22 protein-coding genes are annotated in these 23,138 nt (G+C 33.0%); 18 read left to right on the plus strand and 4 right to left on the minus strand.

All coding sequences use genetic code 11. The features are described 5' to 3' along the window. Window positions 1–5 precede the first annotated feature (5 nt). Window positions 6–764, plus strand: a complete 759-nt coding sequence (pstB, locus tag ACY3JM_RS02150) for a phosphate ABC transporter ATP-binding protein PstB (RefSeq protein WP_463083149.1) — start codon at window positions 6–8, stop codon at window positions 762–764. Window position 765: 1 nt separating this feature from the next. Here pstB and phoU read toward each other — a convergent pair whose 3' ends face one another. Next, entirely contained in the window at window positions 766–1,422 is a 657-nt protein-coding gene (phoU, locus tag ACY3JM_RS02155) for a phosphate signaling complex protein PhoU (protein WP_463083150.1), read from the minus strand. Between the two features lie 147 nt (window positions 1,423–1,569). Here phoU and ACY3JM_RS02160 point away from each other — a divergent pair, with 147 nt between their 5' ends. From ACY3JM_RS02160 to ACY3JM_RS02185, 6 genes are all read left to right on the plus strand, one after another. Further along, a complete protein-coding gene (locus ACY3JM_RS02160) occupies window positions 1,570–2,277 on the plus strand; it encodes an SDR family NAD(P)-dependent oxidoreductase (protein WP_463083151.1) in 708 nt (235 codons plus the stop codon). A 42-nt stretch (window positions 2,278–2,319) separates the two neighbouring features. After that, window positions 2,320–3,312 (plus strand): hypothetical protein, encoded by a 993-nt coding sequence (locus ACY3JM_RS02165; RefSeq protein ID WP_463111586.1) that lies wholly within the window; start codon window positions 2,320–2,322, stop codon window positions 3,310–3,312. A 15-nt stretch (window positions 3,313–3,327) separates the two neighbouring features. Beyond that, window positions 3,328–4,089, plus strand: a complete 762-nt coding sequence (locus ACY3JM_RS02170; protein ID WP_463111587.1) for a hypothetical protein — start codon at window positions 3,328–3,330, stop codon at window positions 4,087–4,089. Window positions 4,090–4,260: 171 nt separating this feature from the next. Next, window positions 4,261–6,150: an ABC transporter substrate-binding protein gene (locus ACY3JM_RS02175; protein ID WP_463092152.1), complete on the plus strand. Its 1,890-nt coding sequence runs from the start codon at window positions 4,261–4,263 to the stop codon at window positions 6,148–6,150. Between the two features lie 174 nt (window positions 6,151–6,324). Further along, the gene (locus tag ACY3JM_RS02180) at window positions 6,325–7,074 is read left to right on the plus strand and encodes a class I SAM-dependent methyltransferase (RefSeq protein WP_463111588.1); all 750 of its coding nucleotides are present in this window, start codon (window positions 6,325–6,327) and stop codon (window positions 7,072–7,074) included. Window positions 7,075–7,092: 18 nt separating this feature from the next. Then, window positions 7,093–7,821: a tetratricopeptide repeat protein gene (locus ACY3JM_RS02185; protein ID WP_463111589.1), complete on the plus strand. Its 729-nt coding sequence runs from the start codon at window positions 7,093–7,095 to the stop codon at window positions 7,819–7,821. Window positions 7,822–7,865: 44 nt separating this feature from the next. Here the strand turns inward: ACY3JM_RS02185 and ACY3JM_RS02190 are convergent, their stop codons facing one another. Next, window positions 7,866–9,272, minus strand: a complete 1,407-nt coding sequence (locus tag ACY3JM_RS02190; protein ID WP_463083157.1) for a glycosyl hydrolase — start codon at window positions 9,270–9,272, stop codon at window positions 7,866–7,868. A gap of 400 nt (window positions 9,273–9,672) precedes the next feature. Then, entirely contained in the window at window positions 9,673–10,446 is a 774-nt protein-coding gene (locus ACY3JM_RS02195; RefSeq protein WP_463111590.1) for a C-type lectin domain-containing protein, read from the minus strand. A gap of 794 nt (window positions 10,447–11,240) precedes the next feature. Here ACY3JM_RS02195 and ACY3JM_RS02200 point away from each other — a divergent pair. Continuing rightward, on the plus strand, window positions 11,241–12,113 hold the full coding sequence (locus ACY3JM_RS02200; RefSeq protein WP_463083159.1) for a cation diffusion facilitator family transporter: 873 nt from the start codon (window positions 11,241–11,243) through the stop codon (window positions 12,111–12,113). Further along, complete coding sequence (locus ACY3JM_RS02205; protein ID WP_463083160.1) at window positions 12,113–13,885, plus strand: YgiQ family radical SAM protein; 1,773 nt, start codon at window positions 12,113–12,115, stop codon at window positions 13,883–13,885. The genes ACY3JM_RS02200 and ACY3JM_RS02205 overlap by 1 nt, the downstream gene beginning before the upstream one ends. 1 nt (window position 13,886) lies before the next feature. Here ACY3JM_RS02205 and ACY3JM_RS02210 read toward each other — a convergent pair whose 3' ends face one another. Further along, window positions 13,887–14,639, minus strand: a complete 753-nt coding sequence (locus ACY3JM_RS02210) for a glucose 1-dehydrogenase (protein WP_463111591.1) — start codon at window positions 14,637–14,639, stop codon at window positions 13,887–13,889. Window positions 14,640–14,721: 82 nt separating this feature from the next. Between ACY3JM_RS02210 and nadE the strand changes: the two genes are divergently transcribed. The 9 genes from nadE (at window position 14,722) to lpdA (ending at window position 23,114) form a co-directional block, all read left to right on the plus strand. After that, the gene (gene nadE / locus ACY3JM_RS02215; protein ID WP_463083162.1) at window positions 14,722–15,612 is read left to right on the plus strand and encodes an NAD(+) synthase; all 891 of its coding nucleotides are present in this window, start codon (window positions 14,722–14,724) and stop codon (window positions 15,610–15,612) included. A gap of 25 nt (window positions 15,613–15,637) precedes the next feature. After that, the gene (locus tag ACY3JM_RS02220; RefSeq protein ID WP_463083163.1) at window positions 15,638–17,902 is read left to right on the plus strand and encodes a glycoside hydrolase family 3 C-terminal domain-containing protein; all 2,265 of its coding nucleotides are present in this window, start codon (window positions 15,638–15,640) and stop codon (window positions 17,900–17,902) included. A gap of 87 nt (window positions 17,903–17,989) precedes the next feature. Further along, on the plus strand, window positions 17,990–19,300 hold the full coding sequence (locus ACY3JM_RS02225; RefSeq protein ID WP_463083164.1) for a DUF3887 domain-containing protein: 1,311 nt from the start codon (window positions 17,990–17,992) through the stop codon (window positions 19,298–19,300). A gap of 119 nt (window positions 19,301–19,419) precedes the next feature. After that, entirely contained in the window at window positions 19,420–19,656 is a 237-nt protein-coding gene (locus tag ACY3JM_RS02230; protein ID WP_463083165.1) for a sulfurtransferase TusA family protein, read from the plus strand. Window positions 19,657–19,674: 18 nt separating this feature from the next. After that, the gene (gene tsuA, locus ACY3JM_RS02235) at window positions 19,675–20,670 is read left to right on the plus strand and encodes a thiosulfate transporter TsuA (RefSeq protein WP_463083166.1); all 996 of its coding nucleotides are present in this window, start codon (window positions 19,675–19,677) and stop codon (window positions 20,668–20,670) included. 19 nt (window positions 20,671–20,689) lie between these two features. Continuing rightward, a complete protein-coding gene (locus tag ACY3JM_RS02240; RefSeq protein ID WP_463083167.1) occupies window positions 20,690–21,043 on the plus strand; it encodes a DsrE/DsrF/TusD sulfur relay family protein in 354 nt (117 codons plus the stop codon). A gap of 11 nt (window positions 21,044–21,054) precedes the next feature. Then, window positions 21,055–21,414, plus strand: coding sequence for a DsrE family protein (locus tag ACY3JM_RS02245; RefSeq protein ID WP_463083168.1), 360 nt, complete (start codon window positions 21,055–21,057; stop codon window positions 21,412–21,414). A 15-nt stretch (window positions 21,415–21,429) separates the two neighbouring features. After that, complete coding sequence (gene tusB, locus ACY3JM_RS02250) at window positions 21,430–21,708, plus strand: sulfurtransferase complex subunit TusB (protein ID WP_463083169.1); 279 nt, start codon at window positions 21,430–21,432, stop codon at window positions 21,706–21,708. Window positions 21,709–21,722: 14 nt separating this feature from the next. After that, window positions 21,723–23,114: a dihydrolipoyl dehydrogenase gene (gene lpdA, locus ACY3JM_RS02255; RefSeq protein ID WP_463083170.1), complete on the plus strand. Its 1,392-nt coding sequence runs from the start codon at window positions 21,723–21,725 to the stop codon at window positions 23,112–23,114. Window positions 23,115–23,138: the final 24 nt, after the last annotated feature.

Here is a 23,138-nt window from a genome sequence, read left to right on the forward strand (position 1 = left end):
GTGCATTGGATAAGATAAGGGTCGAAAATTTAAATGCATGGTTTGGGTCTATGCATGTCCTTAAAAATATTAATCTTTCTATTAAAGAGAAATATATTTCAGCTATTATTGGACCATCAGGTTGTGGAAAGACCACTCTTCTTAGATGTTTTAATAGATTGCATGAATTGTCTCCTGGTGCAAGAGTTGAAGGTAACATCTTTTTGGGTAATTTAAATATATATGGTAAGGATGTGGATCCTGTTATTGTAAGAAGAAGAATTGGAATGGTTTTTCAAAGACCAAATCTTTTTTCTAATATGACTATTTATGATAATGTAATTGCAGGATATATCTTGAACAATAAAAGACTTTCAAAATCAGAAAAGGATGAAATTGTGGAAAGAAGTTTAAGACTTGCTGGAATTTGGGAAGAGGTTAAGAATAGATTAAGGGAGTATCCTTCTAGCCTATCAGGCGGGCAACAACAAAGAGTTTGTATAGCAAGAGCCTTAGCTGTGCAACCCGAGGTATTACTTATGGATGAGCCTACATCAGCTTTAGACCCCATATCTACATATAGAATAGAAGAGACTATAAGGGAATTGAAAAAGGAAGTCACAATAATAATTGTTACTCACAATATGCAACAAGCAGCAAGAGTATCAGATGAGACGGTATTCATGTACCTTGGAGAAGTTATTGAGATAGGACCTACTGCTGAGATTTTTACAAATCCAAAGAAAAAGCTTACTGAAGAGTATATTACAGGAAAGTTTGGCTAATTTATTCGTGAAGCTCTTTTAATTCTCCTGTTTCCATATAATATATTCTTTCTGCTATATTGGTTATATGGTCTGCTATTCTTTCTAAGAATCTTGCAATCATAAGATATTTTACTTGCTGAGGGGCAGTCTCAGGTGCATGTTCGATCTCTTCTATAACCTCATCATATATTCGGTAATATGTTCTATCAATAGCGTCATCTTGGTCTACCACACTTAGTATAAAGTTAATATCTCTGTTAATAAAGGCATCCAGTGAATCACAGAGCATTTTTTCAACTAGTTCAAACATGTTTGTTAAATTTTTGTTTAATGGCAATAGGGGTAACTTGATTAGTTCAATAGTGAATTTGGCTATATCTACACAATAATCTCCCATTCTTTCTATATCACTTATAATTTTCATTGCAGCAGCAATTACTCTAAGATCATGAGCCATAGGTTGCTGAAGAGCAAGAAGCTTGAGACAGTTGTTCTCTATACTCCAATTGTATTTGTCTACAATATCATCCATATCTATAACTTGTTTTGCTAAAGCCTCATCTTTATCTATTATGGCTTTTTTACTTTTTTCAAGCATATCCTTTACAGTAGAGCCCATTTCTACAAGTGAGTTTTCTAATTTTTTAAGTTCTTCTAAGAAATTCTGTCTAAGCAAAGCTTCTTATCCTCCTTAGAACCCATTTTGAATTTTAGTAATTATACCAATAAGATTTTATTTTTTCAATTGTAAAAGAAATTATAAGGTAATGTGTTATAATGATGTTAGTATATAAGTTAGAGAATGATTGGAGGTAAATATATAATGGGTAGAGTACTTGAGGGGAAAAGGGTGTTGATAACAGGAGCTTCCCGAGGTGTTGGTTATGAGATTGTAAAGTTATTTTTAGAAGAAGGGGCAAGTATAATTGGTATTTCGAGGGATGAGAAGAGATTAAGAGAAGCAGAGTCAGAATTTAAGAAATTGGGGGATTTTGAAGGTCTTGTATTAGATATATCCCAAATGGGTTTTGAAGAAAAGGTGGTAGAGTTTGTCAAAAATAAATGGAATGCTTTGGATATTCTTATTAATAATGCTGGGGTAATGTTAGCTTATGGAGGATTTTTAGAAGAAGATAAGGATATATTGGAAAAAACTTTTCAAGTGAATCTTTATGCTCCGTATTATCTTATAAGGGCTATGGTACCTTTTCTTCTTAAAGGTAATGAGCCAAGAATAGTGAATGTTAGCTCTGGAGCAGGTACTTTTTCAGCTTTAAGAGAGATGTATGATATTGCAAGCTATAGATTAAGTAAATTTGCACTAAATGGTCTTACCGTGCTTCTTGCTAATGAATTGAAAGGAAAGGTTGCTGTCAATGCTTTAGATCCTGGATGGGTAAAGACGGATATGGGTGGGCCTAATGCCCCTGGAAGCCCAAAAGATTCTGCAAAGGGAGCTTTGGCTCTTGTTACTATGCCTTTTGAAGTAACAGGAAAATTTTTCAAAGATGGTAAGGAAATTCCCTTTTAGGATATAGATATTTATTGAATAAGGGGAAGGGGATGTATTAAGGTGAAGTTTCCTATTGGGAAAGAGATTTATATTAAGACCCCTGCATTTCTGATAAATATTAAAGAACTTATTTCATGGTTTAGATTGGAAAAATTTAATGGTGTGCTTTGGGGGGAAAGCTCTAATTTTATAACAGAGATATTAATTTATAATGGTGTTGTACCTAAAGCATACACTATTAGAGAAACAGAGATTTTGGCAGAAGATAATGCTTCTATTGAGATATTTGTAAATGATTTTATTGCAAGATCCAATTTAATATCTCTTTATTCTCTTGAAAAAGAGATAGTTTTGTCTATTTTAATAAGTTATTTTTCTACTCCTAAAATTTTTCAGGAAGAAACCTATCTCTTTGTGGCCGATAAATTAGTGGAGGAAGCCAAAAAAGAAAACACCATATCTCATATATTGATTGAAAGTCCTTCTGATAAGATTCATTTTTTATTTAGTAAAGGTAAATTTTTAGGTTGTTATCAAGAAAGGGATGGGATTTTAAAAGATGAACTTTCTATTTCTGAGTTTTTTGAGAATAAAGAAAATCTTCTTAGTTTCTATCAAGTAAGAGAAGAGGAATTTGAAAGATTAAATATTCCTTCTTTGAAGTTTAGCTTTATAGAAGAAGATATAACTTCTTGGACAAAAAAGTTATTGGAATATGTTAATTACGTGATTAATTACTACACTGAATTTGGAATGTATATTAAAAATATGGAAAGTTTATTAAAAAATTTAAAGATATTAGAGAAATCATTAATATGTTCAAATAACAATTTTACAGTTAAAAATGAAATTATGGAAAGTTATGATGAGGTAGAGAAGGAGGTTGTTGAACTTATAGCAAGAATAAATAGAGAGCTTGCTGGTATATGGGGTGAGAAATTCGTTAAGCAAAAATATATGCAAGCTTATAAGAAGTTTTTGGAAGGAAATCAGAATGATAAGGTAATAATTGAGCTTCTTGATAGGTTGAATCCAGAGAATATTGAGTTTTGAAAGGGGGAAGGGATTTTGAATACGACATATAAAAGGCTTAGTATTTTATTTATTATTCTCTTTTTACTTCCATTTTTAGTATTTTTAGGTGTAAGTTTCTTGTTGGTGGAACAAAGATTCTATCCAATTCTTTATCAGTTTTCCATTACTCTCTCTTTGGGAATTGCCCTTTATTACTTTCTTAAAGTGGACCGTAGATGGAAAGGTTGGATTGGCTGGTTTTTCTTGGTTTTGAGCTTAATCTTTCTCTTCGTAGGTGATACAATTTGGAATTTTTATGCCATATTTTTGAATCAAGAGGCTCCTTTTCCTGGTATATCTGATATTTTTTATGCTCTTTTTTATCTTCTTGCCTTCATGTTTCTTTCCTATTTTATAAGGCTTTTGAGGATTGAGTTAAATCCTTCTGAAAAGTTTATGATTATAATAATATCATTGGTATTTTTAGGCCTTCTTATTCAGCAAGTTGTACTTCCGATTTTAGTTTCTAACACTCATTGGCTTGAGAAGACCTTAAATGTTTTTTATCTTCTTGGTGATTTTATTTTACTGGTTTTAGCTTTTGTGCTTATGATTCAATTTTGGGGTGGTAAAGTAGCGAAGAGTTATGCTTACTTTATTCTTGGTATATCTGCATGTACAATTGCTGATATTGTTTTTTCATATATATTTGGGAATTATGGTATATCTAATTGGGTAGATATTTTTTATCTTTTATCCTTTCTTTTACTTTCCTTTTCTGTAATTATTGAGAGTATGTTGTATATAAATAAGTAAAGTATTTTTTGATTAAAAATTTTATTGTATTTTTTTAATTTTAGGTATATAATATTCTACAAACGATTGCGTATAAGTTTTTAAAGGGAGGTGGAAAAAGAAGAAAAAAAGGTTTTTTCTCTATGTATCAAAACGTTTCTCAAAAAATTAAGTTAGGGGGTTAGTGATTTTATGAAGAAGTTAGTTTTCTTGAGTTTAGTGTTGTTAATGGTATTCACATTATCTCAAACAGCCTTTTCACAATTAGGACCAAATGTACCAAGAAATGAAACTATAGTAGCTAATATATTGAGTGGAAGAATTGGATCACCAGACAACTTCAATGTATGGCCAGCCACATGGAGATCACCCGATAGAGGAATACAACAATTAATGCTTGAACCAATATGGATAGTAGATCCAGCAACTGGAAAGGTTATAAATGCTCTTGCAAAAGAAAAGCCAATATATAACAGTGATTTTACAAAGATGGTAGTAAAATTAAGAGAGGGATGCTACTGGAGTGATGGAGTAGAATTCACAGCTGATGACTTGGTGTATACTGTAGAACTTATTATGAAATATCAGGAATTAGGATACAATGCTACTTTTACTGAATATGTAAAAAGAGTATACAAAACAGACAAATATACTGTAGTATTTGAATTGAAGAAGCCCAATGCCAGATTCCATGCCTATTTCTTAGATAGATGGGGAGCTTGTAGGCCATTACCCAAACATGTTTTTGAGAAAGTAAAAGATCCTATATCCTTTGATTTCAAACCACCAATAAGTTCTGGACCATATGTATTACATAGCTATGATCCAGGTGGATACTGGGTACTCTGGCAGAGAAGAGAAGACTGGCAAAGGACACCAACAGGAAAACTCTTTGGAATGCCACAACCTAAATATGTACTCTTCTATTACTATGGACCAACAGAAAAACAAGTACTTGCAATGAATAACCATCAATTAGACATGGCAGATCTAACTATGGAAGGATTGAGATCGGTATTATCAACAAATAAATATGCAAGGGCATATAGAAAAGAATTTCCATACATAGTGAACGTAGACCCATGTGTAAGTGGAGTAATATTTAACAATGCAAAGGCTCCATGGAATAATAAGGAAGTGAGATGGGCATTAACATTAGCAATAGATATAGTAGAGTATGTAGGACTTGCTTATGACGGAGCAGTAACAGTATCAGCCTTACATATACCTGCAACTCCAGCTTATATGGAATGGTACTTCAAGCCACTTGAACCATGGTTAAAGAATCTAACAATTACAGTAGACGGAAAACCATTTAAAGTATATGATCCAGATGTACCAATGAGGATAGCAGAATATGCAAAGAAGAGAGGATACAATGTACCAAGTGATCCTAATGAAATTAGAAAGATATTTGGATTAGGTTGGTATAAGTATGCACCAGATGTGGCGGAGAAATTACTTATAAAGAATGGATTCAAGAGAGATAAAGATGGAAAATGGTTAACACCAGAAGGTAAACCATGGAAGATCACCATATTAACACCACCCAACCCAGCATCAGTTAACTTCAGGAATGCCTTTGCATTATCTCAAGTGTGGAAGAAGTTTGGAATAGATACTGAGGTATATGCTACAGAAAATGACGGAACATTAATGAACGTAGGTGATTTTGAAGTATCCACATCAGGACAATGGCCAGCAAGAGAGCCATGGGGTGGACATCCAGACTTATACAGAACTCTTGAGCAATTTGATTCAGCATATTACAGACCACTTGGTGAATACTATCCAGGCCATCAATGTAGATGGACCAATCCAAAACTTGACCAAATCATAAAAGAAATGCAAAAAGTAAGTTGGGATTCTCCAAAGAACAAGGCATTAGGAATGGAAGGATTAAAGATAGTAGCTCAAGATATGCCAACAATTCCAACATTCACATATCCAGGAGTAGTAGGGTATGATGAATACTACTGGACCAATTATCCAACAGCGGAAAATCCATATTGTATACCATATCATCATTGGCCTAACTTCAAGTACATGTTACCATTCTTGAAGCCAACAGGAAGGAAGTAAAAAATAAGCCCCCCGAAAGGGGGGCTTTTTATTTTTGCCTCTCTATAAAGAACCTTTTACACCTTAAAGTGTATAAATAGTTAATATACTCATTAATAGAATAGATGGTTTTTTATAGTTTTTATTGTATAATTTTTTAGAATTATAGCCTTCAAAAGGGAGGTTATTTTTTTTATGGAGAAAAGTTTTAAGCCTAACTGGGAGGAAATTTTCGACCCAGAAGACTACATATATTTTTATGAAGATATGCTTAATGAGGAAATGACACAAATAGAGGTAGATTTTATAAGAAGGGAACTTGATTTAAAAGAACAAAAAAAGATTCTTGATATGGCTTGTGGATATGGAAGGCATGCAAATAGACTTGCATTATTAGGGCATGATGTTACTGGATTGGATATAAATGAGAAATTTTTGGATATGGCAAAAAAGGATGCAGAAAGGTTGGGAGTGAAGGTTAATTATATTTTAAAGGATGTTAGAGATATGGATTATAATGAAGAGTTTGATGTGATAATATCTATGTTTACTTCCTTTGGATATTATGAAGATGAGGAAAATTTTAAGATTCTTAAAAATACTGCAAGATCACTTAAAAAAGGTGGAAAATTTTTGCTTGATATAAGTAATAGGGATTTTATTCTTAGGAATTTTTTACCTTATACTGTTATAGAAAAAGAAGGGAATTATATGATTGATTTTAATTTTATAGATATTACGGAGAGTAGAATTTATGCAAGGAGAATAATAATAAGAGATGGTAAGATAAAGGAAAAGCCATTTTTTATAAGAGTATATACACCTACAGAGATTAAACTACTTTTGGAGATGGTAGGATTAAAAGTGATAAAATTCTTGGGAGGATATGATAGTAGTTCTCTTTCTATTTCTTCCCGTAGAATGATTGTTATCTCTGAAAAATAGTTTAGGGGGAGGTAGTATATGAGAAAAATCTTTTTTGTAATTCTCTCTTTAATATTACTTTTTAATATCTCACTTTCTATGGATTTTCAGACTGCTAATAATCTTTTTTATGAGGCAAGAAGAGATAGAGATGTAAACAAAATCATATCTCTTATCTCTGAACTTGAAAAGGACTCTAATCTTCAAAAAGATTCTTATCTTCTTACGGTACTTGCAGATGCATATTTAGAGTATGGACATTGGGGAGTTATTGGAAAGGATAAAGAAAAAATGTATGAAAAAGCAAGGAGTTATGCGGAAAAAGCAATAAAACTTGATGACAAAAATGGAAGAGCCTGGTATATCGCAGGTGCAGCTATTGGTAGGCTTGCCCAATATAAAGGTATTATACAAAGCCTTTTTATGTTGGGAGACTTTGATAGGTATATAAGCAAAGCAATAGAGATTCTTGAAGATCCTTTATATAAAACTTTTGCCCTTCTTGCTATGGGAATGAGATATAGGGATGTACCATTTCCCCTATATAATTATGGAAAGGCAGAATATTATATGAAAGAAGCCTTAAAATATACTCCTATTTATCCTAATATTTACTTAGAGCTTGGTTATTTGTATCTTAAAAATAAAAAGGATCTGGCAAAAGAAATGTTTCAAAAGGTTATAGATAGCCCTCCTCATCCATGGCTCTTAAAAACTCATGAAGAGTCAGTATCTTTAGCAAAACAAGAACTTTCTAAATTAAAATAGATTAAGAAAAAGTTCCCCAAGGCTAAAAAGCCTTGGGGATTTTTTTATTCTTCTATAAATTTAGGAAGCTCGTCTTTTGTTATAACGAAAGGATGATTGAAGACTTTTTTGATATGAGAGGGCTCATTTTTATTTGGATCACTTTCGAATCCACTCCAAGTCATAAACCATGCCCAGTAAGCTTTCTCCTTAACCATAGCATCAGGATCTGGTATAGTTCCTGTTTCCGTCATGGCTACTAATTTTTTACCACCAAAAAGTTTTACAATATTGTAGAACATGCCTGTAGAGGGTGAATAATCTTTGTCTTTTAGATATATATCAGCTCCGACTATATCTACGTATACATCTCCAGGGTACCAGTCAAGGGCAGAAGGAGAATCAGTAGTGGTCCAGATCCATATTAGATTGTTTATTTTATGATAATTAACAAGTCTATCAAAAAGAAGTCTCCATAATTTTTTGCATGGTTCTGGACCTTTTGCTCCCCACCAAAACCATCTTCCTTCAGCTTCATGGAGAGGTCTCCAAAGGACGGGAACCTTTGCTTCTTGTAGTCTCTTTAGTTGTACTGCTATAGCATCTATATCTCTTATTAAAAGCTTGTAATCTTCAGATTCTGGATGATTCATCGCATATTCAAGATCGAAACTTGTGGCTTGCGTATAAAAGCCTCTCCACCATTCCTTTCCAGGTACATCATAGAGTCCCTTTGGAGCATTCCAATGCCATTGAAATTGTACAATTCCTCCCATTTTCCACCAATCTATAGCATCTTCAACATCCCTGGAAGATGCTCCTCTTTCAACTCTTGAGGGAGAGTAATCTATCATATCAAAACCACATATGGCTGGAAATTTATCAGTTAAGGTCCAGATATAAAAGGAGTCTTTATAGCCTTGTTGTCCTGATAAGGTATATTTTCCATAAATATTTATTAGGTAATCCATTAATTTCTGAGCTTCAGGAGATGGATTTGGAGTTATCAGCTTATTAGTAGGATTTAATGCTGGGATTTCCGCCTTTTTTATCTTAAAATAATCCAGCAAAAACCATCCCCAACTTTTTACAATACTTATGGTATTTTTCCCTTTCTTCAATGGTATTAATCCTCCTGATACAGTAGTGAAGCTTTGAGATGGGTTAAATTTTATATTTGTTTGGAAGGCTCCATTTACGTAGAGGGAATTTTCTTTATATCCATATGGAGCTGCATATCCAATTATAATCTCATACATACCATCTTCTGGTACCTCTACAGTGACGGTGCAAGAATCACCATCTTGATCGAACCCATCCACATATCCACTGCCTTGATATCCTGAAATTGTTTTTGCTACGAAAGTACCTTTCAATATTCCATTTTCTGCTTGGATAGTTATTTCTGATTGAGAAATAGATATGGAAATAGTTAAGAGCAGTATAAAGATAAGAGTAATATATTTTTGCAATAAAATGCCCCCTTTCTTTTTTTTGTAATTATTTTACATTTAATAACACATTTATACAATAATAAATATTTATTTTATATAATTGTAACCGTTATTATAAAAAGAAAGCCTCGGATTTGAATCCGAGGCTTTATAATGATTACAAATTTCGCTTGTTATCTATTCCCATTCACAGATAAAGCCCTTTTGGATAGTTGGCACATTTCCCCATTTTCCAAATTTTTCTAACGTTTTATATATTATTAAATATTTTTCTACTTCCAAGTTATTGGGCTCCCCAGTGTCCCAATTGTAGAATACAAATGGTTCTTCAGTTACCCATTTAAATTTTCTTTCTCTTTCTTCATATTTAGCTCCTAAGAAGTAATCATTTTGTTTACCATAAATAGATAGGAGAAATTCAATAAATCTTTGTTCTTCTTAAGGATGTAATAGTGGCGAGATGTCCTCCCATATTTTCGCAAAAATCTTTTGCTTCTTCCCAGCTTAGATTTTTATCTATAACTGCATATGTATGATTATTGATAGGATTTGTTATTTTTATTATATTTGCTGTTTCTTCTTCTGCTTTTTTAGGAGTTTCTATAAAAAGGGATGGAACTTGTCTATTTAATCCTATGTAGTATCCACCATAAAGGTGGTTTCCTATGCTATTTACTTGTATATAGTATGTGCCAGGTTTTAATTTTAAAGAGATTTGGTAATCAGAAACTCCTATGTCATTTCTTGCTATTTCTTGTTTATTTTCATTATAAATGAAGATGTAAGTAATCAATGTGGGTTCTTCTGTAAGATATATATCTAAGTCCATTTCTTGAGGAATATGGAATTTGAAGAAGTCATCTCTATCTTGTTTTTCATTTCCATAATATCCTAAAGTTCCTGAGATTACAGATGGAATACTTACATCTACAGCATTATTAATGTTATCGTTTGGTTCTTTGTCTCCTTTAATGTTTTGAGGTATAAATTTATTTTCTATAGTATAGCCACCGTAATGGATGTCCCAAAGACTTGATATTAATAAATAATATGTTCCAGCTTTTAGATTGGGATATATTAGTTTATAACTCCTATTTCTTGTTTCATTTCTCAAAATTTCTCTTTTTCCATTTACATCATAGAGGAAAGCATAAGTAGTTAAAGAATCATCGTTTGTGATAGTTATTTCCAAATAACCATCTGAAGGTAGGGTTATTTTAAATCTATCATTTCTATCCTGACTACCATTTCCATAATATCCTAAATGCCCTGTGATTTCGGAATTTATTTCAATATTTTTTGCCTCGTCTATTCCTTGTTTTAGGTCTACATTATCATTGGGCTCAATATCATTTTTTAAAGGATCCTTTTCGAATTTGTTTGTTAGCGTGTAATTTCCTTGATGTTCTTCATACCATCGGGTTACCTTTACATAATACTTACCTTGTTTTAAAGCTTTTCTTATTACCAGTTTTTCATTTCTTATACTATCTTCTGCCCGAGCAATTTCTTTTTTACCATCAGTATCATATAAGAATATATTTACATTTAGAGTTTTGTCCGATGTTAATGTTAATATAAGGAGGCCATCAGAACTTAGGGAAATTTCCCATATGTCAGTTTTTATGGGTGATTTTAAATTACTTATAACAGCTCCATTTAAAGGTAAATTCCCTTTAATTATTTCCTGGGTCTGAGCTAAAGAAAGTTTTAATGATAGGGAGAATAGGATTAGAATAATTAAGACAAAAAGAAAAAATTTTTAAACATTTTAAATTTCCTCCTTTTAATAGTGATATTTCAATAGGGTAATAGGAGAAGAGAAATTAATTTTTCACCTCCCCCTAAAATTCTTAATACTATCATAACATAATTTTTTTTAATGGTGAAAAATTAAATTGGTATATAATAAAAGAATCTCTTGATTACAAAGAGAATATTTGTAGATAATACTAAGGAATATTTACAATATTGGAGGTAAATTTTATGGCAAGAAAGATTTTAATTGCTATGTTTTTAAATCTGTCCATGGCACTTTTAGAGATTATAGGGGGTGTTATCTCTGGAAGTCTTGCTTTAGTAAGTGATGCTTTACATAACGTAAATGATTTTTTTGCTTTAGTGATAAGTTATCTTGCAGAACTTATTTCAAAAAATAAAAAGAGTAACAAATACCATACTTACGGATACAGAAGGATTGAAATTCTTGCTGCTCTTTTAAATGGGATTTTACTAGTTATTATATTTTTATTTTTGATTTTAGAGGCTTTTCATAGATGGAGATCTCCCAAGGAAGTACAGGGTTTACAAACATTTATTATAGGTATTATTGGACTTGTAGGTAATATTTTGGGAGCTTATGTTCTTCATGAGGATTCCAAACGTAATTTAAATGTTAAAGGGGCTTTTTTACATCTTTTATCTGATGCTTTGTCTTCTGTTGGAGTTATAGTTGGAGCTATTTTTATAATTTTTTATAAACTATATTATATAGATACTATAATATCTCTTCTCATAGCAGTTTTCATTTTTTATAATTCAATATATCTTTTAAAGGATACTATTCATATTTTGATGGAAGGTACTCCAAAAGGCATAAATATAGAAAGTGTTGTTTCAGAGATATCAAAGATACCAGGAGTTAAGAATGTACATCATATTCATTTATGGCAGATATCAAGTAAAGATTTGCTTTTTTCTGCTCATGTAGTATTAGAGGATCAAATGCTTTCTAAGGCTGAAAGGATTGCGGAAGAGGTAAGAAAGCTTTTAAAATGTAAATTTGAGATAGATCACTCAACTATTGAACTTGAGACTGAAGATAGAAACATAGATAAGAATTGTAGGTGTGAGTACTGATGTTTAATTTTTTACCTGTAAATCTTGATGAGGTAAGGAGAAAAGGTTGGGATGAATTGGATGTAATAATTGTTACAGGAGATGCTTATGTGGATCATCCTTCTTTTGGATCTTCTGTGATTGGTAGAGTTCTAGAGTATCATGGCTTTAAGGTTGGTATAATTCCTCAGCCTGACTGGAGAGATAAAAACTCTTTTAAAATACTTGGGAGGCCAAGACTTTTTTTTGGTATTACTTCAGGTTCTGTAGATTCTATGGTGGCTAATTGTACTCCAAATAAATTAAGACGTAAGGAAGATGCCTATACTCCATCAGGAACTTATGGTAAAAGGCCTGATAGAGCAGTTATTGTATATGCTAATGTAGTACATGAATTGTATCCTGATGTACCTATTGTATTAGGGGGACTTGAAGCAAGCTTAAGACGATTTTCTCATTATGATTATTGGGATGACAAGATTAGACATTCTATTTTGTTAGATTCGAGAGCAAAGATTATTGTTTATGGAATGGGGGAAAAACAAGTAGTAGAGATTGCAAAACTTCTTGCAAAGGGTAAATCTTGGCATGATATATATATTGTGCCAGGAATTCTTTATTCCCTTAGTGAGAAAGAGTTTAAAGAGTTTGTAGAAAAAGGAATATTAAAAGATTATGTAATGCTTCCCTCCTTTGAAGAGGTCTCTCAGGATAAAGATAGATATCATGATTTTAATAGAATGTTATTAAATGGGATGAAAAAGAGAAAGACTTTGATACAAAGGGATGGAAAAAGATATATTGTACAAAATCCTCCTATGGAATATTCGGAGAAAGATTTAGATTTAATATATTCTCTACCTTTTCAAAGACTTCCTCATCCTTCATATAAAGAAAAGATTCCAGCTTTTGAAACAGTAAAAACTTCTATAATTTCCCATAGAGGTTGTTTTGGAAGTTGTACTTTTTGTTCTCTTAATCTTCACCAAGGATGGCAAGTAATATCTCGTAGTGAAGACTCTATATTAAAGGAAGCCTATAATCTTTCTCAACATAAGATATTCAATGGAACAATTTCAGATGTTGGTGGACCTACTGCCAATATGTATAGTTTGAGATGTAAGGTTTATGGTATACCTGGATCTTGCACTAACAGAGATTGTTTATTTCCTGAGATATGTCCAAGTCTTGTAGTTGACTTTTCTCCTCAGCTAAGACTTCTTAAAAAGATAAAAGATATTCCTAAAATAAAACATGTCTTCATAGCATCAGGAATAAGATATGATCTTGCATTAAAGGATACAGATTATATAAGAGAGATCATAAAAGAAGGATATATTGGAGGACATATGTCTGTAGCACCAGAACATGTGAAAAATAATGTCCTTGAGATTATGAAGAAGCCTAAGTTTGAGGTTTATGAAAGTTTTATAGCAGTATTTGAAGGAATAAAAAGAAAATTGAAGAAAGAGATATATGCTATTCCATATTTTATATCTTCTCATCCTGGAGCTACACTGAAGGATGCATGGGATCTTGCTATTTATGTGAAAGGATTGGGCCATTATTTAGAGCAAATTCAGGATTATACTCCATTGCCACTAACTCCAGCATCTTGTGCATTTTATACGGAGTATCATCCTGATAGAAAGGAAAAAATATATGTGGCAAAAACCTATGAAGAAAGAAGACTTCAAAGAGCTTTGGTACAATATAGAGATAGGAAAAATAGGGAATTTATTTTGAAAAATAAAAACAAGATACCTTTTCCCATTGATAAGTTGTTAAAGTAGTTCATAAATAAATCATTTTTCTTGTCATTCCACCATCAACTATAAAGTTTGCTCCTGTAATAAATCCTGCGTCATCTGATATTAGGTATAGGACAAGACTTGCTATATCTTCAGGTCTTCCTACTCTTCCTACGGGATGTTGTTTGTGATCAAGCTCTGTAAGCTCTGCGGGTTTTCTTAAGCTCTTTTTCTTCCACTCTGATACTTCAATCCAGCCAGGACTTATACAATTTACCCTTATATCAGGACCAAGACTTATAGCAAGGGCGTGAGTTAATGCATAAATTCCACCTTTTGAGGCTGAATAAGCTTCCGTATTTGGCTCTGACATAAAAGCTCTTGTGGATGCAATATTTATAATTACCCCTTTTTCCTTTTTGAGATAAGGATAGGCATATTTACTACATAAAAAGGCTCCTGTTAGGTTTACTCCTAAGACTCTATTCCATTCTTCTAAAGTGAGTTCTGATATATGTTTGTTTATTCCAATTCCAGCATTATTGATAAGATAGTTAATCCTTCCAAAGATTTTGATAGTCTCTTCTATCATATTTCTGACTTCTTCTTCATTGGATACATCAGTCTTAATAAATTTTATCTCTCCCAAGGATGAATATTCTTCTTCCGTTTCTCTTCCTGCTTCTTCATCAATCTCTGCGATTACTACTGAGATGCTATTTTCCAAGAATTTTTTGGCTATGGCTTTTCCAATTCCTTGCCCTCCTCCAGTTACAATAGCAACTTTTTTATACATACTTTCCAAACCTCCTTATTGTGGTTAAGAACTTTCAATATTATATTATTGTTAAAGGGAAGATATAAAGAGATTTCTTAAGATGAATTTATTAGAAGAGAAAAACAGAATAATAAAGTTTTTAAGAGAAAAGTTAGACGAAGAGGGAAAGAATGGATATGTTATAGGGGTTAGTGGAGGACTTGATTCTGCTGTTGTATTGTATCTTTTATTGGAAGCTGTAGGCAAAGATAAGATTTTTGCTCTTATTATGCCTGAAATGGATTCTGAGCCTTCTTCCCTTAGAGATGCCTTATTTTTAGTTAGAAACTTAGATGTTCCCTACAAAGTATTTAGTTTGACAAATACTCTTTGGGTGCTAGGGGTATACAAGATTATTCCTCTTTTTTGGCTTCTTTTAAGACCACTTAAGAAAAAAGCGGTAAGATATCTCTATGAGGAGTATTCTAAATCCTTAGGTAAACCTATATTTTTTGCCCAAAGAGGTAAAGTGAATAGTAAAAGATTTAGGTGGTTTTATGAGGGTATTGCGTACTATAGGATAAAGCATAGATTGAGGATGATTCTCCTATATTTTTATGCAGAAAAAAAGAATTTTCTCGTAGTAGGTTGTACTAATCTTACAGAGGAACTTTTAGGATACTATGTAAAGTATGGGGATGATGCTGCTGATGTAGCACCATTATCTCATCTATATAAGACGGAAGTCAGAGAGCTCGCAAAGTTGTTGAAGGTCCCAGAAAAGATTATTAATAAACCTCCTTCTCCAGATCTATTACCAGGAATTACAGATGAATTTTCTTTGGGAGTTGACTATGAGACTATTGATAAAGTTTTAGTATCTTTTGAAGAAGGTATAAGCCCAGAGTATGTTGAGGGGGTTGATAGATCTTTTGTAGAGCTTATTTATGATCAATATATTTTTATGAAAAAAGAAAAGAGCAAACCTTTAAAGTTAGCAAGAAAAGAATAGTTTAAATTGTAAGGAGGTATATTAAATGGAGAGGGATATAAAAAAACTTATCTCACAGATGACTCTTGAAGAAAAAGCCTCTTTATGCTCTGGACTTGATTTCTGGCACACAAAACCCATTGAAAGACTTGGCATACCATCAATAAGAATGTCTGATGGTCCCCATGGACTTAGAAAAGAAGAGACCATGTTCAGCAAGACTGTACCTGCCACCTGTTTTCCACCAGCATCATGCCTTTCTGCCTCTTGGGATAGGGATCTAATTGAGAGAGTAGGAAAAGCTATTGGAGAAGAATGCCAGGCAGAAAATGTACAAATTCTACTTGGACCTGGAGTAAATATAAAAAGATCTCCCCTTTGTGGAAGAAACTTTGAATACTATTCTGAAGATCCACTTCTCTCATCAGAGATGGCCAAACACTTCATAAAAGGAGTACAAAGTGAAGGAGTAGGAACATCTATAAAACACTTTGCAGCTAACAACCAAGAACACAGAAGACTTACAGTAAGTGCAGAAGTAGATGAAAGAACATTAAGAGAGATCTACTTAGCCAGTTTTGAGAAGGCAGTAAAAGAAGCAAAACCATGGACAGTAATGTGCTCTTACAACCGAGTAAATGGAGTATATGCCTCTGAAAATGAATTTCTTTTAACAAAGGTATTAAGAGAAGAATGGGGATTTGAAGGATTTGTAGTATCAGACTGGGGAGCTGTAAATGACAGAGTAAAAGGACTATCAGCAGGACTTGATTTACAGATGCCTTATGATGGAGGTTGGGGAGACAAAAAGATCATAGAAGCAGTAAAGAAAGGAGAACTAAAAGAAGAGATTTTGGACGAAGCAGTAGAAAGAATACTAAGCATTGTCTTCAAGGCTATAGAGAATAAAAAAGAGAATGCCACATATGACAAAGAAGCCCATCATAGGCTTGCCAGAGAAGTAGCAAGAGAATGCTTTGTCCTTCTTAAGAATGAAGAAAAGATCTTACCATTAAAGAAAGAAGGAAGGATAGGTTTAATAGGAGCCTTTGCAAGAAAACCTCAAATACAAGGAGGAGGAAGTGCCCACGTAAACCCAACCATGGTAGATGATGCAGTAGAAGAGATAAAGAAACTTTTGGAAGGAAAAGCAGAGACACTTTATGCAGATGGATACAAAATAGAGACTGATGAAGTAGATGAAAACCTCATAGAAGAAGCAAAAGAAGTAGCAAAGAAATCAGATGTAGTAGTAATCTTTGCAGGACTTCCTGAAAGATACGAATCGGAAGGATTTGACAGGCCTAACATGAAGATGCCCGAGAATCACAACAGATTAATAGAGGAGATAGCAAAGATAAACAAAAATGTAGTAGTGGTACTAAGCAATGGAGCACCAGTAGAGATGCCATGGGTAGATAAGGTAAAGGCAATACTTGAGACCTACAGAGGAGGACAAGCCTGGGGAGGAGCAGTGGCAGATGTACTTTTTGGAGTTGTAAGTCCATCAGGAAAGCTTCCTGAAACCTTCCCAAAGAAATTAAGTGATAATCCCTCCTATCTCTTTTTCCCAGGGGAAGGAGACAAGGTAGAGTATAGAGAAGGAATCTTTGTAGGATACAGATACTATGACAAGAAGGAGATGGAAGTACTCTTTCCCTTTGGACATGGCCTCTCTTATACAACTTTTGAATATTCAGATCTAATTTTAGACAAGAAAGAGATGACTGATGAAGAGATATTGAAGGTAAGGGTAAAGGTAAAGAATACAGGAGGGATGAAAGGTAAAGAAGTAGTACAGCTTTACGTAAGGGATGTAAAAAGTAGTGTAATAAGACCAGATAAAGAGCTAAAAGGATTTGTAAAGGTAGAGCTTGAGCCAAAGGAAGAAAAAGAGGTTACTTTTGAACTTGATAAGAGAGCTTTTGCTTACTATAACGTAGAGATAAAGGACTGGTACGTAGAGACAGGAGAGTTTGAGATACTAATAGGAAGATCATCCAGGGATATAGTACTCAAAGATACAGTATTTGTGAAATCTACAAAACAAATTAAGAGAAAGTATCATATTAATTCCACTATTGGTGATATCTTAGATGATCCTGTGGCATGGGAAAAACTTCAAAAATTTTTATTGGAACTTGAAAACAGATTTTCTATACCATCATATATATCTGCGATAAATAGGCCAGAAAATTATTTAAGAAATGATTGTTTGAGAAGAATGATATTCTATTATGTAAGAAGAGGGGCAGATCCAGAAGAGGTAGAAAAACTTTTTTATAAATTAGTAGAGGACCTTAATAGCTGATTGAAGGAGTATTTGGGAGGGAGAGGGGAAAAATTATAAGGAGTATAATAGGTTATTGAACATATAATTTTAAAGGGGGAATATTTTATGAGAAGATATATTATCCTTATTCTTTCTCTTATTACTATTATAACTATGACCTTTGCCCAAGAAGAGATATCCATAGCCAAGGATTTTGTATATCTTATGTCTCAAGGTGATTATGAAAAGACGGTAGGATATTTTGATTCTTCAGTATCTGCTGTTATCTCTTCTTCGTTGAAAGAGATATGGGAGAGTCTAATAAAAGGAGTAGGAAATTATGAGGGTATAATTGAGGAAAGAACTGAAGAATCTGGAAATTATAAAATTATATACTTAACAACAAAATTTTCTAATGCTTATATAGATATCAAGATGGTTTTTCTAAATAAAAATATTGTTGGTTTATTCTTTTTACCCGCCCAAATAAAAAGCTTTAACACTCCACCACCATATGTAAATCTTGAGGCTTTTGAAGAAAAGGATTTAAAAATTGGTAAAGATTTTGTTCTCCCTGGAAAGCTTACTATACCAAAAGGAGAAGGGCCATTCCCAGTAGTCATATTTGTCCATGGAAGTGGTCCAAATGATATGGATGAGACGATAGGACCTAATAAGATATTTAGGGATTTGGCATGGGGGCTTTCAAGTTTTGGGATTGCTACTTTGAGATATGATAAAAGAACAAAGGTATATCCTCAAGAATTTTCTAAGTATGAAGATGGTTTCACAGTAATGGAAGAAGTGATAGAAGATGTTCTTTATGCCATAGAGTTTGTTAAGACTCAAGAAGAAATTGATAAATCAAAGATATTTATTTTAGGACATAGCTTAGGAGGAATGCTTGCACCAAGAATAGCAAGCCTAAGTAAGGATGTGAAGGGAATTATTATCATGGCAGGACCTACAAGACCATTAGAAGATTTAATATGGGAACAAATTAATTATATTGCTAATTTAGATGGCAAAATAGATGAGAAGGAGAAGGAGCAACTTGAATTGATAAAAAAGGAAATTGAAAAATTAAAGGATCCAGAAATAGCAACAAAATACCCTTTATCCATGAATATATTAGGTGCTCCTGTTAAATACTTTTTGGATTTAAAAAATCATGACCCAGTTAAAACTCTTTCTGAATTAAATATTTCTGCCATAATTATGCAAGGAGAAAGGGATTATCAAGTAACTATAAAAGACTTTGAGGGTTGGAGTGTATTATCTAACAAAGAGAATATTACATTAAAGTTATATCCTAAATTAAATCACTTATTCATGGAAGGTACGGGAAAAAGTACGCCAGATGAATATAACAAGGTAGGGAACATACCAGAATATGTAATTAAAGATATAGCTTTGTGGATAAAAGATCAAAAATAAATGTATATTTCTATAGAATTTGTGAAATTTAATAAGTGTTGTATTATTGAAATGCTATAATTTCTATTGTAATATATGTATTGTTAAATTTTTAACAATATTAAAGGAGGGATTTTAGAATGGATGTAAAACCTAATTATACCTTGGATGTCAGAGGAGAAGTTTGTCCTGTACCAGATGTGGAAACAAAGAGAAAGTTAAAGACGATGCAATCTGGAGAGGTTCTTGAAGTACTTATCGATTACGCTCTTTCAAAAGAAAGAATTCCTCAAGGGGTAAAAGAGGTTGGAGGGGAAGTCCTTACAATTGAAGAGATAGGTCCCAGTGAATGGAGAATTCTTATTAAAAAACTATAGAAGGAGGTTGTGAGATTTATGATTTGGCAAGGGCTTTTAGTAGGAATACTTTTTGGAGTTGTTTTACAGAGATCAAGAATGTGTTTTAATTCTGCTTTTAGAGATGTTAAATTTAGTAAGGATAATTATCTACTTAAAATGGCAGCATTAGCTATATTAGTAGAAACTATAGGATTTCATTTGGTAGCTTCCTTAGGATTTATTAAACTTAATCCCTTACCCTTTATCCCACTTGCTCAGATTGTAGGTGGATTCTTATTTGGAATGGGAATGGTACTGGCTGGTGGTTGTGCAAGTGGTGTTACATATAGAATTGGAGAGGGTTATATAACCTCTATATTAGCAGGTCTTTCCTTTGGAATAACAGCTTCTGCTGTAAGAGGAGGAAAATTAAATTTTGTGAATTCATGGTTTGGTAAGCCCATAACTGTTAACTTACAAGATCCAGGTATATATAATGCAGTAGATGGAAAGGTAAATCCTACTCTTGCAACTCTTTTGGGGATTAATCCATGGATTATAGCTATAATTTGGGCAATTATTTTAGCTATCTATATATGGGGTACCAAGACTACTGAAAGACAAACTACAGGGCTTAATTATATTACAGGTGGTATAGCTCTTGGAATAGTAGGAATCATTGGTTATCTTTCTCAAAAGACATATGCTTTAGGTATTACTGGAGGATGGATCAATTTGTTAAGGGCAACGACAACAGAAACAAGCTATAATTGGATAGGAATGGAAGTTCTCGGCATAATTGTTGGAGCATTTATATCTACTTTAGCTTATAAGGAGTTCAAATTAAGGGTTCCAAAAGATCCTAAGACTTATGTTCAGGTTATAGCGGGTGGTATTTTAATGGGATTTGGAGCAGGAGTTGCTGCAGGGTGTAATATAGGTCATGTTCTTTCTGGTCTTCCTCATCTTGCTTTAAGTTCTATTTTGGCTACTATTTTCTTTGTTTTAGGAAATTGGTTTATGTATTGGTATCTATATCAAAGGAAACAATGAGTGAGGTGAATAAAATACTATGCATATTGCTATACAAGTAAATGTTCCCCCCTATACATATGAGGATTTAGATACAGCAATCCATTTAGCAGAAGCAGCTTTGAATAGAGGGCATAAAGTATCCATATTTCTTTTTGCTGATTCAGTTCTTTCTGTAAATTCAAAAGTTAAACCTCTTAGAGTAGATAGAAATATTCCTTTAAAGATGAAAGAGTTGTCAGAAAAAGGGGTAGAGATTCATATTTGTGGATTGTGTGCTGATTATAGAGGTTTATCTTCTGAGAATACTGTTGAAGGTCCTAAATTTTCTGGGGTTCCTGAAATGGCATCTTTAATTTTTAATGCAGATAGATATATAAATTTGATGCCGTAGGAGGAATAGAAATGAAAAAGGTTTTATTGGTCGTATATCAAAGTCCAGGAGGATCTATTTGGGTAAACGAAGCTCTTCGTAGTGCTTTTGGTATGTATGGTGAAGATTTAGAGCCTTCTATTCTATTAATGGAAGATGCTGTGGTTGCAGTCAACCAAAATACTCACCCTGAGAATCTTGGATGTCTTTCTCTTTCTCTCTCTTTTAAATATTTGGAGAGGTATGGAACTCCTGTATATGTAGTGAAGGAAGATTTGGAGAGTAGAAAGGTAAAGGAAGAAGATCTGGAACCTAAATGGAAGGTAAATATCATTTCAAAGGATAATCTTTCTGATTTTATACATTCTTTTGATAGAGTAATTTTCTTCTAAATGAGGTGGTAAAAAATGGCACTTATAGTAATTAAGAAAAGTCCTGTTGAAAATATAAGCAAAAGGATGTGGGAAATTACAAAACCAGGAGATGTTATTATTTTGGTGCAAGATGGGATATTTTGGGCTATAAATGAAAAAAGTAAAGAATATTTAAAAGATGGTGTTTCTGTGTATACATTAAAGGAAGACTTAGAAGCCAGGGGATATAGGGAAGAAGATAGCATATACAGTTGTATAGATTATAATGGTTGGGTAGAATTAATTGAAAAGAACGAATTGATTATATCTTAAGGAGGCCCAAGTAAATGGAAAAGTATGATGTAATTTTTTTAGGCGGAGGCTCTGGAGGTTATGTAGGAGCAATTAGAGCAGCAGATTTAGGAAAGAAAGTATGTGTGATAGAAGAAAGAGATTTAGGGGGAACTTGCTTAAATAGAGGTTGTATACCTACAAAAGCTCTTTTAAAGAGTGCAGAGATTTATAACAGTATTAAAGAAGGACATATACTTGGAATAAAGGTTGATTCTTTTGGATATGATGTGAATGGAATATATGATTGGAAAGAAAATGTAGTTAAGAAATTAGTAACAGGTATAGAATACCTATTCAAGTCAAGAAAAATTACTTTGAAAAAAGGAAAGGGGAAAATTCTTGATAATACCACAGTAGAAGTAGAAACAAAGGAAGGAAAAGAATTAATTAAAGGAGATAATATTGTTATTGCTACAGGATCAGAGCCTGCTATAATTCCATCTTTTAAGATTGATGGTGTAAATGTACTCACATCCGATGATGCTTTAAGATTAAGAGAAATCCCTAAGGATATACTCATTGTAGGGGCAGGAGCTATCGGTATAGAGTTTGCAAACTTTTATAATGCTTTTGGTTCCAAAGTAACTATTGTGGAAATGATGCCTCAAGTAGTACCTACTTTGAAGGATAAGAAGATTGCTGCTCTTCTACAAAGAATTTTAAGTAAAAAGGGAATTGAGATTAAGACAGGGGCAAAAATAGAGAATATAGAGGTTAAGGATAGTAAAGTATATTCTACTTTATCCACAGGAGAAACTATAGAAAGTGAGAAAGTGCTTGTCTCTATTGGAAGAAAATTAAATTCGGATAATATAGGTCTTGAAAATGTAGGAATAAATACTGAAAAAGGTAGAATAGTAGTTAACGAATATCTAAGAACAAATGTGGATAATATATATGCTATTGGAGATGTGATAGGTGGTCTTTTACTTGCTCATAAGGCCATGAAAGAAGGAGAAGTAGTTGCTGAGATTATTGCGGGGGAAGAAAAGAAAATGGATTATAGAGTACTACCATGGGCTATATTCTCTAATCCAGAAATTGCAGTTTGTGGTTTAACTGAGGAAGAAGCAAAGGAACAAGGTATGGAAGTGCTAATAGGAGAATTTCCATTTACTGCTAATGGTAAGGCTGTTACCATGAATGCTACTGATGGACTTGTAAAGGTGGTTGCAAGAAAAGAGGATAAGGTACTTATAGGAGCTCAAATAGTGGGTCCAGAAGCCTCTGTAATGATAGCAGAACTTGCTCTTGCTATTAAGAACAATCTTACTCTTGATGATGTGGCAGATACCATACATACCCATCCTACTCTTCCAGAGGCTATTATGGAGGCAGTAAAGGTACCTTTAGGAAGTGTAGTACATATTGCTTTAAGAAGATAGAGAAATATAAGGAGGAAGGCTTTT

The sequence above is a fragment of the Dictyoglomus sp. SSW genome (assembly GCF_055181335.1).